The 15,217-nt window shown below is 66.6% G+C and carries 15 protein-coding genes; 4 read left to right on the forward strand and 11 right to left on the reverse strand.

Annotated elements, in window-relative coordinates; all coding sequences use genetic code 11:
• The first annotated feature begins 19 nt into the window (after nucleotides 1-19).
• From ACF66B_RS06745 to ACF66B_RS06755, 3 genes are read left to right on the forward strand one after another with little or no spacing between them, the layout of a single operon-like run.
• Nucleotides 20-1,405, forward strand: a complete 1,386-nt coding sequence (locus ACF66B_RS06745) for an aminotransferase (RefSeq protein WP_111430878.1) — start codon at nucleotides 20-22, stop codon at nucleotides 1,403-1,405.
• Nucleotides 1,406-1,415: 10 nt separating this feature from the next.
• Nucleotides 1,416-2,678: a DUF2254 domain-containing protein gene (locus tag ACF66B_RS06750; protein ID WP_162683349.1), complete on the forward strand. Its 1,263-nt coding sequence runs from the start codon at nucleotides 1,416-1,418 to the stop codon at nucleotides 2,676-2,678.
• A 44-nt stretch (nucleotides 2,679-2,722) separates the two neighbouring features.
• On the forward strand, nucleotides 2,723-3,643 hold the full coding sequence (locus tag ACF66B_RS06755) for a DMT family transporter (RefSeq protein ID WP_111430876.1): 921 nt from the start codon (nucleotides 2,723-2,725) through the stop codon (nucleotides 3,641-3,643).
• Between the two features lie 67 nt (nucleotides 3,644-3,710).
• Here the strand turns inward: ACF66B_RS06755 and ACF66B_RS06760 are convergent, their stop codons facing one another.
• Both ACF66B_RS06760 and ACF66B_RS06765 read right to left on the reverse strand, forming a co-directional pair.
• Nucleotides 3,711-5,426, reverse strand: a complete 1,716-nt coding sequence (locus ACF66B_RS06760; protein ID WP_162683348.1) for an ABC transporter ATP-binding protein — start codon at nucleotides 5,424-5,426, stop codon at nucleotides 3,711-3,713.
• 88 nt (nucleotides 5,427-5,514) lie between these two features.
• Nucleotides 5,515-6,501: an NAD-dependent epimerase/dehydratase family protein gene (locus tag ACF66B_RS06765; RefSeq protein ID WP_111430874.1), complete on the reverse strand. Its 987-nt coding sequence runs from the start codon at nucleotides 6,499-6,501 to the stop codon at nucleotides 5,515-5,517.
• A 273-nt stretch (nucleotides 6,502-6,774) separates the two neighbouring features.
• Between ACF66B_RS06765 and ACF66B_RS06770 the strand changes: the two genes are divergently transcribed.
• A complete protein-coding gene (locus tag ACF66B_RS06770; protein WP_392664433.1) occupies nucleotides 6,775-7,836 on the forward strand; it encodes a glycosyltransferase family 2 protein in 1,062 nt (353 codons plus the stop codon).
• A gap of 140 nt (nucleotides 7,837-7,976) precedes the next feature.
• Here ACF66B_RS06770 and ACF66B_RS06775 read toward each other — a convergent pair whose 3' ends face one another.
• From ACF66B_RS06775 to ACF66B_RS06815, 9 genes are all read right to left on the reverse strand, one after another.
• On the reverse strand, nucleotides 7,977-8,762 hold the full coding sequence (locus tag ACF66B_RS06775) for an amino acid ABC transporter ATP-binding protein (protein ID WP_111430872.1): 786 nt from the start codon (nucleotides 8,760-8,762) through the stop codon (nucleotides 7,977-7,979).
• 144 nt (nucleotides 8,763-8,906) lie between these two features.
• Nucleotides 8,907-9,611, reverse strand: coding sequence for an ATP12 family protein (locus ACF66B_RS06780; RefSeq protein ID WP_111430871.1), 705 nt, complete (start codon nucleotides 9,609-9,611; stop codon nucleotides 8,907-8,909).
• Complete coding sequence (locus ACF66B_RS06785) at nucleotides 9,608-10,288, reverse strand: HAD-IA family hydrolase (protein WP_111430870.1); 681 nt, start codon at nucleotides 10,286-10,288, stop codon at nucleotides 9,608-9,610. Before ACF66B_RS06785 ends, ACF66B_RS06780 begins: the two co-directional genes overlap by 4 nt.
• Nucleotides 10,285-11,331 carry an RluA family pseudouridine synthase gene (locus tag ACF66B_RS06790; protein ID WP_111430869.1) on the reverse strand — a complete coding sequence of 349 codons (1,047 nt, stop codon included), beginning with the start codon at nucleotides 11,329-11,331 and terminating at the stop codon, nucleotides 10,285-10,287. Before ACF66B_RS06790 ends, ACF66B_RS06785 begins: the two co-directional genes overlap by 4 nt.
• Nucleotides 11,328-11,714 (reverse strand): fluoride efflux transporter CrcB, encoded by a 387-nt coding sequence (gene crcB / locus ACF66B_RS06795; protein WP_111430868.1) that lies wholly within the window; start codon nucleotides 11,712-11,714, stop codon nucleotides 11,328-11,330. Before crcB ends, ACF66B_RS06790 begins: the two co-directional genes overlap by 4 nt.
• Nucleotides 11,715-11,807: 93 nt before the next feature.
• Nucleotides 11,808-13,184 (reverse strand): replication-associated recombination protein A, encoded by a 1,377-nt coding sequence (locus ACF66B_RS06800; protein ID WP_111430867.1) that lies wholly within the window; start codon nucleotides 13,182-13,184, stop codon nucleotides 11,808-11,810.
• 65 nt (nucleotides 13,185-13,249) lie between these two features.
• On the reverse strand, nucleotides 13,250-14,146 hold the full coding sequence (gene folD, locus ACF66B_RS06805; protein WP_111430866.1) for a bifunctional methylenetetrahydrofolate dehydrogenase/methenyltetrahydrofolate cyclohydrolase FolD: 897 nt from the start codon (nucleotides 14,144-14,146) through the stop codon (nucleotides 13,250-13,252).
• Nucleotides 14,136-14,468 (reverse strand): chorismate mutase, encoded by a 333-nt coding sequence (locus ACF66B_RS06810; RefSeq protein ID WP_111430944.1) that lies wholly within the window; start codon nucleotides 14,466-14,468, stop codon nucleotides 14,136-14,138. The genes folD and ACF66B_RS06810 overlap by 11 nt, the downstream gene beginning before the upstream one ends.
• A gap of 59 nt (nucleotides 14,469-14,527) precedes the next feature.
• Nucleotides 14,528-15,136, reverse strand: coding sequence for an MOSC domain-containing protein (locus ACF66B_RS06815; RefSeq protein ID WP_111430865.1), 609 nt, complete (start codon nucleotides 15,134-15,136; stop codon nucleotides 14,528-14,530).
• Nucleotides 15,137-15,217: the final 81 nt, after the last annotated feature.

Genomic DNA, 15,217 nt, shown 5'->3' on the forward strand with positions numbered 1-15,217 from the left:
CCGTCAGGATGCCAGCCCCATGAACACTCCCCTCTCGAACTCCCAGCGGCGCGCCGCAGAGGCGCTGCTTCACCCCTACGCCAATGCCGCGGTCATCCGCGAGGCCGGGGTCCAGATCATCGATCGCGGGAAGGGCATCCACGTCTACGACGAGGCGGGGCGGCCCTATATCGAGGCGATGTCGGGCCTCTGGTGCGCGGGGCTCGGTTTTGGCAACGACGAACTCGCGGATGCGGCGCGTGAGCAGCTCGGCAAGCTTCCCTATTATCACCTCTTCGGCGGCAAGAGCCACGAGCCCGCCATCGCCCTTGCCGAAAAGATCAAGGCGCTTGCGCCCGGCAACATGGCACGCGTCTTCTACCAGTCGAGCGGTTCGGAGGCGAACGAAACGCAGGTGAAGCTCGCCTGGTATTACAACAACGCACTGGGCCGGCCGGACAAGAAGAAGATCATCAGCCGGGCCCGGGCCTATCACGGGGTCACCATCGTTTCGGCCTCGATGACCGGGCTTGCCAACAACCACCGCGATTTCGATCTGCCTGTCGACCGGATCCTGCACACAGGCACGCCGCATCACTGGAAGAACGCGCGCGACGGCGAGAGCGAGGAGGAGTTTTCCGCCCGCCTCGCCCATGAGCTCGAGGCGCTGATCCTCGACGAAGGGCCCGACACGGTCGCGGCCTTCATTGCCGAGCCGGTGATGGGCGCGGGCGGATGCGTCGTGCCGCCGCGCGGCTACTTCGAGGCCATCACCGCGGTCTGCCGCAAATACGACGTGCTCCGCATCAGCGACGAGGTCATCTGCGGCTTCGGCCGCACCGGCGAATGGTTCGGCGCGCAGACACTCAATTACGAGCCGACCTCGATGTCGATGGCCAAGCAGCTCACCGGCGGCTACATGCCGCTCTCCGCGGTCGCGATCAATCGCGAGATGGCCGAGGCCATCGAGGGCAATTCCGAGAAGATCGGCACCTTCGGCCATGGCTTCACCTATGGCGGCCACCCCGTCTCCTGCGCGGTCGGGGTGAAGGCGCTGGAGATCTACGAGCGGCTCGACATCACCGCGCGGGTGAAGGCGCTCGCCCCACAGTTCGGCGCACATCTCGACCGTCTCGCCGAGCACCCGCTCGTCGGCGAAGCGCGCCATCTCGGGCTCGTGGGCACCATCGAGCTCGCACCGGAGAAATCGCCCGCAGGCTTCACCCAACCCGGCAAGGTCGGCGCGCGCATGGCCCAGGCGCTGCTCGCGCGCGGCGTCATCAGCCGTCCGATCATCGACTCGATCATCTTCTGCCCGCCGATGATCATCACCGCCGAGGAGATCGACGCGCTGTTTGCGCCGGTGAAATCCGCCCTCGACGAAGTGCTCGATTGGGCGCGTGCCGAGGGGCACGTGCCAGGATGAGGCGCGCCCGGTGACAAGCAAGCTCGTCTGGATCCTTCGGCGGATCATCCGGCAGATCTGGTTTCGTGTCTCGGTCTACGGGCTCGCGGCCATCCTCACCGCGCTTGTCGCGAGCGTGCTTGCCGACTTCGTCCCGAAGGAGATCGCGAACCGCGTGGGCGACGGCACCGCCAGCAGCATTCTCTCGATCCTTGCCTCCAGCATGCTCGTCGTCGCGACCTTCTCGCTTGGCTCCATGGTGCAGGCCTATGCGGCGGCATCCCAATCGGTGACGCCGCGCGCAACGCAGATCCTCATCGACGATTCCTTCTCTCAGAACGTCATCTCGACCTTTCTCGGCGCTTTCGTCTTCGCCATGGGCGGGCTCATCGCGCTCAGCCTCGACCTTTACAGTCGGGCCGGCGAGTTCGTGCTCGTGGTCGTCTCCGGCCTCGTCATCACCCTCGTTCTGACGAGCCTCTTCGGCTGGCTCGACCACCTTGCCAACCTCGTCCGGCTCGGGGAGACCATGGCCAAGGTTTCCTCCCGCGCCGAGGCCGTACTGCGGACACGTGCCGCCGCGCCGCGCCTCGGCGGCGTCTCCCCAACCGCAGGCTCGCGTGACGGCACCGCGGTCTGGCCGGAAACCACCGGCTATGTACGCCATGTAGATCCCTTCCGGCTCCAGAAGATCGCCGCCAAGGCCGAGGGCCATATCCGCATCAACTCCATGCCGGGCAATCTCGCCGATCCCACCACCCCGTTGCTCTGGGCGAGCTGGGCTCCGGACGAGGGCGAAATAACGGCCATGCGCTCGGCCTTCACCCTGGGGCTCGAGCGCAGCTTCGACCAGGATCCACGCTTCTGTCTGCAGGTGCTCACCGAGATCGCCTCCCGCGCGCTCTCGCCCGGCATCAACGACCCCGGCACCGCGATCGGCGTCATCGCCGCGCAGCAGCGGCTGCTGGCGATCTGGTGCGAAGTGCGCATCGCGGGTGAAAAGCTCCCCGCCGACTGTCCGCGCGTGATGGCGCCACGGCTATCGACCGACGATCTCTTCGACGACGCCTTCGGACCGCTCCTGCGCGACGCGGCCGGCATGGTCGAGGTGGGCGGGCGGCTCCAGAAAACGCTCGCCAGTCTCGCGGCCCTCGGCCCCGCGGATTACGCCAGGGCGGCCCAGAGCTTCTCCGCCCGTGCCATCCTCCATTCGGACGAAGCCTTGCCGGTGGCGGACGACCGCGAGAGGCTGCAGGCGCTCTCGGCAAGGGTCGCGTCCACTGCCGGGTTGTGATACCGCGCGGCCACAGCCACCCCCCTCCCCCCGGACAGACTGCCATGACACCGCTCCGCGGCATCACGCTCAAGATCCTCTCCGTCCTCGCCTTCTCCCTGATGGCGATCTGCGTGAAGGCCGTTGCGCCCCATGTGCCGCCCGGCGAGACCGTCTTCTTCCGGGCCTTCATCGCGCTGCCGCTGATCCTGGGCTGGCTGGCCACGACCGGCACGCTGCGTGAAGGGCTCACCACCCGCTATCCCATGGGCCATGTCTGGCGCGGCCTCGTCGGCACCGCGGCGATGGCCTTCAACTTCATGGCGCTCGGCCTGCTGCCTCTGCCCGAGGCAACGACCCTCGGCTATGCCGCGCCGCTGCTCACCGTCATCTTCGCCGCGATGTTTCTGGGCGAGGAGGTGCGGATCTTCCGGCTCACGGCGGTGTTTGTCGGGCTCATCGGCGTGGTGATCGTGCTTGCACCGCGCCTTACCATGCTGAGTTTTGCCTCCGCTTCGAAGCTCGAGACCGTCGGCGCCTTCGCGGCACTCTCGGGGGCCATGCTCACGGCGCTCGCCCAGGTCTTCGTCCGCAAACTTGTGGGCACCGAGAAGACCGGCGCGATCGTCTTCTATTTCCAGCTGACCGCAAGCCTGCTTGCGCTCCTCACCCTCCCATTCGGCTGGGTGGTACCGACCCCGCTCGAGGCGGCCCTCCTCCTCGGCGCGGGCATCTTCGGCGGGCTCGGGCAGATCCTGCTCACCCAGAGCTACCGTCACGCGCCGACCAGCGTGGTCGCGCCCTTCGACTATGTTTCGATGATCTTCGCGCTCACCTTCGGCTATCTCATCTTCGGAGAAGTGCCGACCGGCGCCATGCTCACCGGCGCCGCGCTCATCGTCGCCGCAGGCCTCTTCATCATCTGGCGCGAACGCCAACTCGGCCTCCAACGCGGCGCCCGCCGCGTCCTGACGCCGCAGGGGTAGAGGCTGACCCGCTGGAGCGGTTCTGCGGGATTGTGTCGGAAAAAGCTCACGCGCCCGAAATCTCGCGTCAGATATGCGAAAGCTGCAGGTCTTCCATCGCGGCGAAATGGCCGTCGAGGTTGCGAAGCGTCTGCAGATTGCCCTGCTCGACCACCCGTCCTCCGGCGAGCACGACGATATTATCCGCCGAATGGATCGTCGACAGGCGATGCGCAATCGTGACCATCGTGACGTGCGCCGCCACATCTCGCAGCGCTTTCTGGATCGCGGCCTCCGACTCGCTGTCGAGCGCGTTTGTCGCCTCATCGAGGATGAGCAGAGCCGGCCTGCGGATCAGCGCCCGTGCAAGCGCGATGCGCTGACGCTGGCCACCGGAAAGCCGGATGCCCTTGTCGCCCACCTCGGTCTCGTAGCCCTGTGGCAAAAGCGAAATGAAGTCATGACAATGCGCAAGCTTCGCCGCCGCTCGGACCTCGGCATCAACGACCTGCGGCATCCCGTAGGCAATGTTCTCCGCGATGCTGGTACTGAAAAGATGTACCTCCTGCGGCACGATGCCGATCAGGGCGCGCCAGTCTCCCGACACCAGCTCGCGCAGATCGACGCCATCGACGAGGACCTGCCCTTCGATCGGGTCCATGTTGCGGCAGAGAAGCCCGATCAGCGTTGATTTCCCGGCCCCCGAGGGGCCAACCAGCGCAGTGGAACTGTTCTTGCGAAACAGGAGATCGATGCCGGCGAGCGCCTCACCGGTTCGACCGGGGTATGAGAAGCTCACATTCTCGAAACGGATCCCTTCACTCAGGCCCTCAATGTGCCGCGCACCGCTCGGAATAGACGAAGCGAGACAGGCCGCACCGACATTCTCGATTTCCCGCACCGACGATCCGAGCTGCATCAGGGACGCCCGGGATTCAGCAAGGAAGCGCAGCCGCGGCTGCAACCGGTAGACGACGAGCATGAAGACCGCGAGGTTTGCGATGTTCGCTCCGACCGATGTCAGCACGGCAACCCAGAGTGCCAATGCCGCCGCCGCGAGAATTTCGAAAACAGGACCAGAGAGGTTTCCCGCAAGCTGAAGTTTCGCGAAAACGTCTCGAGTACGTTCGGAAATCGCGGAAAACCGGCGCTGCTCCTGATCTGCCGCGCCGAAATTGCGGATGGTTCGCAAACCCTCCATTGTTTCCCAGAATTGCCGAACAAAGGCAGAGTTCGCCTTGACCGCCTCTGCCCCGAGACGCCGGTTCATCCGGGTGACGAGATGAAGCGCCGCAAAGATACCCAGGCTGATAGGAATGACGAGCAGCGTTCCCTGCCAGGAAATCAGAAAGAGAACGCAGAAAAGAACGAGGGCCGCGCAGGCCTGCACAACGATCCGAAAGAGCACGCCGAGGGCCTCGACGGCCCGCCAGCTCTCCGAAAGCATGGCATTTGCAATCCTGCCGGATGTCTCGTTCTCGACATGGCCGATACTTGCGGAAAGAATCTTGCGGTAGAACGTTGTCCGGACTTCGTGGCCCGCAGAACAGTTCACCCAGGCGAATAGCGCGGCATTGGCATAGGCGACGACATTCTTCAGCACGATGCTGAGCAGGACCAGCAGGATGATGACTGGTACCGCCTGCGCCGCGCCGTCTCCCGGCAGAAATGCACGCACGAAACCGGGCAGTGCCAAGCTGCCAGCCTCGTTGCCGCCCGTCACGATCTCGAGCAACGGGAGGAAGAGGTAGAGACCGAACCCTTCGAAGAAGGAAGACAGAAGGCCAAGCACGACGATGGCCACAACCGACCCCCTGCCCACCGAGATCAGCGCCAAAAGCGATCTGATGGTCTTCAGGTCGGACTGTGGTTCGTCGTTGAATGTGTTGACCTTATTCCCCGGCAAACGGAACACGGATTCCCTGTCTTGCTGGTTCTGCGTCCATCCGATCCCGGAACCATTCGAACGTCATGCGGACACCCTCCTCATAGGGAACCTTGCAGTCCCAGCCCGGAAGGATCTGCCGCGCGATCGTAAGGTCCGGGCACCGATTGGTCGGATCATGGGGCGTTGGCGCGACATGCACAATCGGGCAGCCGCCGGCGAGTTCTGCGACATATTTCGCAACATCAAGCACCGAAATTTCACGATCGTTGCCGATGTTGAGCGGACCGAGATAGTCAAAACTGTCACGCCAGAAGAAGCGGGTAATCCCTTCGACGATGTCATCGACATATCCCCAGCTCCGAGACTGCATCCCGTCACCGTAGATCGTCAGCGGTTTGCCGGAAAGAGCCTGAGAAACGAAATTCGAAACAGCCCGACCGTCGTCGACGCGGGTCCGCGGCCCGTAGACATTGAAAAGCCTTGCAATTCGAACATTGATGCCATGCAGCCGCCGCGTTTCGAAGAGCAGCGACTCGGTCACACGCTTGCCCTCGTCATAGGAGGAGCGGGGGCCCGTGCAGTCGACCGATCCACGGTAGCTTTCGGGTTGCGGCGAAACCAGCGGATCGCCATAGACCTCCGACGTCGACATGAACCCGAACCGTCCGTTCGGTTCCAGCAGATCAAGCAGACGCAGCGCTCCTAGGAGGTTCGCCGAAATGGTACGCCGGGGTTCCTTCATGTACCACGGTGGCGAGGCGGGCGAAGCCAGGTGGTAGATCTCGTGAAAGGTGATATCGGACTGGAATTCTTCGACATTTCCCTGAAAGTATCTGAAACGCTCATCCCGGATATGCGCGATATTGTCCGTTGTTCCGGTCCAGAGCGAATCTACACAAACGAGGCGTTCGACATCAGATCGTTGGAGCAAGCGATCACACAGATGCGATCCAATAAACCCGCAACCTCCGGCAATGAGTACCCTCTTCAACCCGTCACTCCTGTCCAACGATAATGGCCCCCAAAGAAACATTCGAATCGATACTTGATCATCGAACATATTTTCTGACAGTCGTCCATTTGTTTTGGAGAATACACCGAACACCGAATCAAAATCCGGGGAAAGTTCCTAAAGTAGGCAAAAATCTGCCGCGACAATACACGCAATACGCCAATAAAACCCAATACGAAATGCGATGAGACATATATGGCATCTGGAGTAAGGAACAGTAGGGTGCAAAGTGAGCTTGACGAAATGCCGTCCGTGGCGATCGTGATTCCAGTCTACAATGCCGAACACTATATCGAGGAAACCCTTCTTAGCGCCGCCCGCCAGACCTACCCGGTGCGCGAGATCATAGCCGTGAACGACGGCTCGAGAGATGGCACCCGTGGCATCCTCGAGCGCCTCTCGCAAGAAATTGACACACTGAAAATCGTGACGGTGCCGAACGGCGGCGTGGCCAGGGCGCGCAACATCGGCACGGAACGCGCTACAGCGCATTATGTGGCCTATCTTGATGCGGATGATCTCTGGCACCCCACGAAGATCGAAAAGCAGGTCGCTGCGCTCGCCCGCCATGGGCATCAAAGCGACTGGGCGGCCGTCTACACATTTTTCCGCGGCATCAATGACGAGAGCTTCGTCTTCGGCTCCGGCCCTTGCGACCCCGCTCGAGGCGCGATTTTTGGAAGCCACCTCGTGGTCAATCACGTCGGCAATGGCAGCAGTGTCATGGTGCGGCGCGATGTTGCCCTGGCAGTCGGCGGATTCGACCCGTCATACGCCGATCACGGCGTCGGCGGCTGTGAGGATCGAGATTTCCAGCTCCGCATCCTGAGCCAGGGCTATCTCATGGAAGCTGTCCCGGAGTTCCTTGTCGGCTACCGCTTCTATGAAGGCAACATGTCCTCCAACCGCAGCCGCATGGGGCTTGGCCAGATCAGCGTCACGGAGCGGTTCCTGAAGGACGAACGCGTGAGCGACGAGCTGAAGCGCCTCGCGCTCGAAAGTGCCCATCGCTACGCACTGACCAACTTCCTCGCGGCCGGCGACTGGAAGAATGCCTGGACCTCGTTCAAGGTCAGCCTCGCGTCTTCGCCATCGAGAACGGCACTGATGCTGCTCAGACGAAGCAAGGGCAAGCTGGGCAAGTCGGTGCGAAAGCTGCCCGTCCTCCGCCGCAGAGCGCCGATCCGCCGTCCGTTCACGGCAATGGATCCGCTGGAAGGCGTCCTGCCGGTGGACGCGCTGCCAAACCGCCAGTTCATCGACCGGCTGCAGGAGATTGACCGGGAAATGCCGAGACAGACCCTGATTTCGTGAATCATCGCGATACGATGCATGCCAGGCCTGCCGGCCCGACGACCGAGCCGCCAGCTCTCGACGCATGAGCGATCCTTTCGGGCAGCAAGCGACACACATCCGCGGCGCGTCGAACTGCGGCGCCTCCGCCCCGCAATCGCTCAATGCGCGAGGATCTGGCCCAGGAAGAGCTTTGTGCGTTCGGAGCGGGGGGCGTTGAAGAAGGTCTCGGGCGGGGCCTGCTCGATGATCTGGCCGCCATCCATGAAGATCACCCTGTGCGCCACCTTGCGCGCAAATCCCATCTCGTGGGTGACGCAGAGCATGGTCATCCCGTCGAGCGCGAGCTCGATCATGGTCTCGAGCACCTCCTTGATCATCTCCGGATCGAGCGCCGAGGTCGGCTCGTCAAAGAGCATGATCTTCGGCCGCATGCAAAGCGCGCGCGCGATCGCCACACGCTGCTGCTGACCGCCCGAAAGCTGACCGGGATACTTCCCCGCCTGTTCCGGAATCCGCACCTTGCGCAGGAAATGCATCGCCAGCTCTTCGGCCTCCCGCCGCGGCATCTTGCGGACCCAGATGGGCGCGAGCGTGCAGTTCTGAAGGATCGTGAGATGCGGGAAGAGATTGAAGTGCTGGAAGCACATGCCGACATCCGAGCGGATCCGGTCGATGTTCTTGAGATCCCCGGTAAGCTCCGTGCCATCGACGATGATCCGGCCGGTCTGATGCTCCTCGAGCCGGTTTATGCAACGGATCAGCGTCGACTTGCCCGAACCCGAAGGGCCGCAGAGCACAATGCGCTCGCCGCGATAGACCGTGAGGTCGATGTCGCGCAGGACGTGGAACTGGCCGTACCACTTGTTCATGCCGATGATCTCGACCGCGACCTCGTCGGAGACCGCCGCCTCCTCCCGGCCTGCATCCCGCACTGGCTCGCGCATCGCCTTGTCCCCCCGGGGCCGGAACGGCCCGCAGACCGCAAGCTTCGGCCGAATTCGCGAAAGGTCAAGCGCGCGCGTCCAGCGGCCCGGTGCGGAAGGCCGCGATCCGGCACCTCTGCCGCCCGAAGCGGCAGAAGCTGCGCGTCAGACGCGCAGCAAGCGGAGCTGATCCTCGGCGCGCAGGAACACCGCGCATTTGATCGCCGCGGCCTGCTCGGCCTCGTGATCGTGCCCCCACTGCTCGGCCTGCCAGATCTCGTCGAGCCGCGACAGCGCCCAGGCGCTCTCGCCGTCGAGCGCACCGCGCGACACCGCCAGCGCGAGCACGAGCGAGCCCGAGAGCGTCACGAGCTCATGGAGGGCCGCGAGGGCGAAGGGATCATGCGCCGCCACCGCCGCGCGCAGCGCCGCAAGGCTCGGCTCGGGCTGAGCGTGGTGGATGATCCCGGTCACCGCAAGCAGAGGCGCGCCGATCTCGCGCGCGGACCACTCGAGCCAGGGGTCCCAGAGCTCCGCCTGCCGGAGCCGGAGCGCATCCGGCCCCTCCGCCCGGTAGCAGAGCAGATCGGTCTCGCCATAGGCCGCGAGCGCCTCGACCACGGGGCCGGGCGTGCCGGCGATGCGGTCGATCACCGTGTTGGCCGTGCGGGTGAAGGGCAGATCGTCGGGCCGGATCTCGCTCTCGATCCCCTCCCATTCCGCCACGATTTCGCGCGCGAACGCCGCCGTCGGCACCACGAGCGGCGCATGGGCCGGCGTCTTGAGGACGCGGCCATCGAGCGCGACACCGAACCCGCCGTCGCACGCCTCGACGGAAACGCGCTCCCAGAACCGTTTGCGCCCGATCATGCGCTCTTGTCCCAGAGCATCTGGAGCGCCGCGGGAAGGGCGGCATAATCGTCGATCACCAGATCCGCCCCGGCCGCGACCAGCCGCGCGCGCGGGTGGTAGCCCCAGGACACCCCGATGGTCGCAACCCCCGCCGAGCGGCCCATGACGATGTCAAACTCGGTATCGCCCACCATGACGGCCCGGCCGGGCGCGCAGCCTGTCTCGCTCAGCGCCGCTTCCACCATGGAGGGATGCGGCTTCGAGGGATGGTTGTCGGCGGTCTGGATCGTCGCGAAATGCGCCTCGATCGGATGCATGGTAAAGAACCGGTCGACCCCGCGGCGCGCCTTGCCGGTCGCGATGCCGAGCAGCGTCCAGGGATCGGCGGCCAGCGCCTCGATCACGTCGAGCGCGCCGGGATAGAGCGGGGCGTGCGAGCCCGCATCGTTGCGGGCAGCAAGGAAGCACTGGCGGTAGCCATCGGCCAGCGCGAGGGTTTCGGCCTCGGACAGATGCGGCGCGAGCGCCGTCATCGCCTGCGGCAGCGACAGGCCGACGATCCCGAGCACGGCCTCCCGGCTCGGGGCCGGATGCCCGCCCGCGGTGAAGGCCGTCGTCATGGCATCGAGGATCTCGTGCTGGCTGTCGACGATGGTGCCGTCCATGTCGAAGATGACGAGACGAGGCGTGGTCATGTGTCCTCCCGGAAGGGGTCATCGGGCGCCTCCGCCGGATCCCAGCCGAAGAGATCCCAGGTGCGCGCCATGTGGTCAGGCAGGGGGGCGGCGATCCGGAGCGGCTTGCCGGTCGCCGGATGGCGCAGCGTGAGGCTGCGCGAATGGAGATGGAGCTTGCGGCTCACCGATCCGCCGAGCTGCGCCCCCCAGCCGGTGCCGGTGTTTTCCTGCGCGTTGGTGCCGTATTTGCCGTCGCCCACGATCGGATGGCCGATCTCGGCCATATGGGCGCGAAGCTGATGCGTCCGCCCGGTGATGGGGGCCAGCGCGACCCAGGCCGCACGGGTCGCCGCCGCCTCGATCACCGCGTAGTCGGTGGTCGCGCGCTTGGCGCCCTCGGTCGCGGCGACGCGGTCGGGATGGATGCAGATCATCTTCTCCCCCGCCCCGTCCGGCCCGTGGCCCGGCGCCTTCACCAGGCCGTAACGGATCGTACCGGCGCGCGGCGCGGGGCAGCCCGCCACCGCGGCCCAGTAGATCTTGCGCGTCTCGCGCGCCTGGAACGCCTTGGCGAGCCCCGCTGCCGCGCGTGCCGAACGGGCGAGCAGGATGACGCCCGAGGTGTCGCGATCGAGCCGGTGCACGAGACGCGGCTTGTCCTCGGCCCCGAAGCGCAGCGCCTCGGTCAGCATGTCGAGATGCCGGGTCTGCCCCGAGCCGCCCTGCACCGCGAGGCCGGGCGGCTTGTTGAGCGCGAGGATCTGGTCGTCGCGGTAGATCACACAGGCCCGGATCATCTCGGCATCGGCCTCGGCGATCTTCGGCCGCGGGGCCTCGGCCTTCGGCGCCTCGGTCTCGGGCAGCGGCGGCACGCGCACCACCTGCCCCTCGGCGAGCCGCGTCGCGGGCTTCACCCGGCCGCCATCGACCCGGATCTCGCCCTTGCGGCACATCCGTTCGATCCTCGCCTGGGTGACATGCGGCGCCAGCCGCCGGAGCCAGCGGTCGAGCCTCTGGTCGGCGTCTTCTGCGCCGATGCTGATCTGACGAACCCCGCTCATGCCGTGGCCCAGCCGCGGAGCAGCGTGATCGCGCCGGCAAAGGCCGCGAGCCCGAGAACCACCGAGGCGGCGACATAGGCAAACGCCAGATCGGCCCGGCCGCGCTCCACGAGCAGCACGGTCTCGAGCGAGAAGGCCGAGAAGGTGGTGAAACCGCCCAGAATGCCGGTCATGAAGAAGGGCGCCATGTGCTGCAGCCCGAGGTCGGACCGGCGCACGAGCAGCATCGCGGCAATCCCCATGATGAAGGAGCCGACGACGTTGACGCAGAGCGTGCCCCAGGGAAAGGCATTGCCGACCTGACGGGTGATCTGCCAGGCACAGAGATGGCGCAATGTCGCACCGAGCGCGCCTCCGAGGGCGACTTGCAGAACAACGGGCATGTGGAAGCCTCGATACACGGGAAAACACCTTCCAAAGGCCCGGAAGGCCGAATGTCAAGACCGGGCGGCACCGCAGGGCTCACGTCCGCGCGTTCACTCCGGCGCCGCATCGCGGCGGATCTGCGCGATTCTGGCCGCGCGCTCCCGGATCTCCGCCTCCTCGCCGCGCGCTGTCGGGCGATAGTAGGTCTCGCGCTCCATGCCTTCGGGAAAGTAGTTCTGCCCCGAGACGCCCGCCTCGGTGTTGTGGTCGTAGACATAGCCCGAGCCGTAGCCCTCGTCCTTCATCAGGCCGGTGGGGGCGTTGAGGATGTGCTTGGGCGGCACCAGCGAACCGGTGGCCGCGGCCGAGGCCATCGCCTCCTTGTAGCCGGCATAGGCCGCGTTCGATTTCGGCGCGAGCGCGAGATAGATCACCGCCTGGCCGAGCGCGAGTTCGCCCTCGGGCGAGCCGAGCCGCTCGAAGGTCTCCCAGGCATCGAGGCAGACCCGCTGCGCACGGGGATCGGCCAGCCCGATGTCCTCCACCGCCATGCGGGTGATCCGTCGCGCCAGATAGCGCGGGTCCTCTCCCGCCCGCAGCATCCGCGCGAGCCAGTAGAGCGAAGCGTCGGGGTCGGAGCCGCGCACCGACTTGTGGAGCGCGGAGATGAGATTGTAATGCCCGTCGCCGGCCTTGTCGTAGACGGGCGCGCGGCGGGTCACGCGGCGGGAGAGCGCCTCCGGGTCGAGCGCCTCGCTTTCGCCCGCGATCTGCTCGACGAGATTGAAGAGCGTCCGCCCGTCGCCGTCGGCCATCCTGACCAGCGCGTCGCGCGCCTCCGGCGTGACCGGCAGCCCGTGGCCGAGCACGGCCTCGGCCCGCAGGAGAAGCTTCGAGAGCGCCGCCTCGTCGAGCCGCTTGAGGGTGAGCACGCGGGCCCGCGACAGGAGGGCCGCATTGAGCTCGAAGGAGGGATTCTCGGTGGTCGCCCCCACGAGCACGATGGTGCCGTCTTCCATCAGCGGCAGGAAGGCATCCTGCTGCGCCTTGTTGAAGCGGTGGATCTCGTCGACGAAGAGCAGCGTGCCCTGGCCGTTGCCGTGGCGGATGCGGGCGGCCTCGAAGATCTTCTTGAGGTCCGCGACCCCGGTGAAGATCGCGCTGATCTGCACGAAGCGCAGGTCGGTCGCATCCGCGAGCAGCCGTGCGATCGTGGTCTTGCCCACGCCCGGCGGGCCCCAGAAGACGATGGAGCCGAGCTCGCGCGCCGCCAGCATGTTCCCGAGCGGGCCGTCGGGGCCGAGGACGTGCTCCTGCCCGACGACATCGGCCAGCACCTGCGGGCGCAGCCGTTCGGCGAGCGGGCGCGGCCCGGCGGGCTCGGTGGCGCGCGCTTCGGACTGCCCGCCCGGCGCCGGGCGGGGCCGGGTCTGGCGGCGGGGCTTCGGCCCCGAGGGATCGGGAAGGTTGTCGAAGAGATCGGGCATGATGGAAGGTCCCCCTCCCGCGCAAGTAGCGCGCGGCGCGGGCGGGTGCAATGATTGCGCGCGGATCAGCCCGCGGTGAGACCTTCGGGATCGGGCAGGCCGTGGATCCGGCAGCAGGCGGTGATCGTGTTGGCGAGCAGGCAGGCGATGGTCATCGGGCCGACACCGCCCGGCACGGGCGTGATCGCGCCCGCGACTTCCCGCGCGCTTTCGAAATCCACGTCCCCCACCAGCTTGGTCTTGCCCTCGGGCGTCTCGACGCGGTTTATGCCCACGTCGATCACGGTCGCGCCCGGCTTGATCCACTCCCCGGTGATGGTCCCGGGCCGGCCGATGGCGGCGACGAGGATATCGGCGCTGCGGCAGAGCGCCGCGATGTCGCGGGTCCGGGAATGGGCGGTGGTGACGGTGCAGCTCTCGCGGAGCAGGAGCTGGGCCATCGGCTTGCCGACGATGTTGGAGCGGCCGATCACGACGGCATTGAGCCCGGAGAGCGCGCCCAGCCGGTCGCGGAGCAGCATCAGGCAGCCGAGCGGCGTGCAGGGCACCATCGCGTCCTGGCCGGTGGCGAGGCGGCCGGCGTTGATGACATGGAAGCCGTCGACGTCCTTTTCGGGCGCGATGGCGTTGATGACGAGGTTCTCGTTCATGTGCCCGGGCAGCGGGAGCTGAACCAGGATGCCATGGACCGCCGGATCGGCATTGAGGCGGGCGACGAGGTCGAGCAGTTCGGCCTCGGGCGCATCAGCGGGCAGCCGGTGCTCGAAGGAGGTCATGCCGGCCTCGAGCGTCTGGCGGCCCTTGTTGCGGACATAGACCTGGCTTGCCGGGTCCTCGCCCACGAGGACCACGGCGAGGCCGGGCGTGATGCCGTGGCCGGCCTTCAGCTCGGCCACCTTTTCGGCCACGCGACCGCGCAGACCGGCCGCGAAGGCCTTGCCGTCGATGATCTCAGCGCTCATGAGCCTCTCCTCCGGTCTCTGCCCGGTCCGGGCCGAGCACCCGCTCCTCGCGGGCGATCGACCATTCGATGATCTGGCGCCAGAGACCCTCGACGAACGCGCCGTCGAGCCCCGCCGCCTCGGCCCGCATGCGGGCGTTCAGCGCGACCTCCTCCACCCGGGTCTCGATCCGGGCGGGCCAGCCCGCGGCCTGCTTGAGCTCGACCGCCCGATCGATGCAGGCGGCCCGGCGGACGAGCAGCGCGACGAGCTCGGCGTCGAGCGCATCGATCAGCGCCCTCAGGTCGGCCATGTCGGCGCAGGATTTGGGATCTGTTGCCATGAGCGCGGCCATAGCGCGAGCCGGGGGGAGTTGCAATGCGGGCCGGAGGGCGGCCGGGCTCAACCCGGCCCCTCGCCCGCCCCGGCGGCGAGCGGGGGGTAGAGGCGGACGGGCGGGACATGGAGACGGACGGTCTCGCCGAGGCGGACCACGCCCTCGCGTTCGACCCAGGCGGTGACGCCGCGCCGGTTGCGGGCGGCCGCCTTGTAGCCCCGGCCGACGCCGGGATGCCGCGCCTCGATCTCGCGGGCGGGAATCTGGCACGGGGCGTTTTCCATGTCGACGGTGAGCGAGGCGCCGCCCTCGAAGACGAGCCGCGAGGACGGCGGCACCAGGGTGAAATCGGGGATGCCCTCGAGCACCATGCTCGCCCCGACCCATTCGGGCGGCAGCGCGGGGATGCCGAGCAGGCGGGCGGTTTCGGCGAGCTCCTCGGTGGAGAGGATCGAGACCTGGCGGGTGTTCCGGATCTCGGTGCCCTTCGGATACTGGCCGGTGACGCGCGAGCAGGAGGCCCGGGTGAGGCCCGCGTGGCTTTCGCCCGCGACGCCTTCGAAGCCGAAGGCGAGCTCGTCGGCCGGAACCGAGGCGGGCCCGGCCGCGCGATCGGGCACGCGCCCGAGGAAGACAACCCGGCCGGTCAGCTCGGTGGGTGTGAGGATCGCCATGGAAATTCGCCCCTTGCGCCGCTTCGTCCGGCCCCAGCCTAGAGCGGCGGCGGGGCGGTGAAAAGGCGGGGCGGCGCGGGC

This window comes from Amaricoccus sp. B4 (assembly GCF_043226085.1).
Taxonomy (GTDB): Bacteria; Pseudomonadota; Alphaproteobacteria; order Rhodobacterales; family Rhodobacteraceae; genus Amaricoccus.